This window comes from Neisseria sp. HMSC078H04 (assembly GCF_001838135.1).
Lineage (GTDB): Bacteria > Pseudomonadota > Gammaproteobacteria > Burkholderiales > Neisseriaceae > Neisseria.
The window spans coordinates 1-290 of sequence record NZ_KV835817.1; the positions used below are offsets into that span (position 1 = coordinate 1).

Consider the following 290-nt stretch of genomic DNA (forward strand, 5'->3'; position numbering starts at 1 on the left):
GAGGCGGGCGGTTTCTGTATCAGGATGAGCGGTCAGGCTAAGGGTATCTTGGAGGGGAAGTTTACCCTGAAGGCGGTGGCTTTGGACAGGGAGGCGGAACCCAGGGTATTACGCTTGAACGAGTCGCTGACGGCGGTGGTGTGCGGGAAGATGAAGGGGAAGGGCAGCTGTACGGACGGCGAGGAGATATTTAGGGGTAATGATGCGGAGTGTAAGCCTTTGACGGGGTGACAATAGAGTGGAAAGGAGATAAGAAAGTAAAAAGGACGTGCTCAGGCACGTCCTTTGGG

Annotated in this window: 1 pseudogene; it reads left to right on the plus strand. The window is 55.5% G+C overall.

The features are described 5' to 3' along the window. Positions 1 to 231: pseudogene (locus HMPREF2560_RS11295) on the plus strand (type IV pilin protein); the annotation flags it as partial. Between the last annotated feature and the right edge of the window lie 59 nt (positions 232 to 290).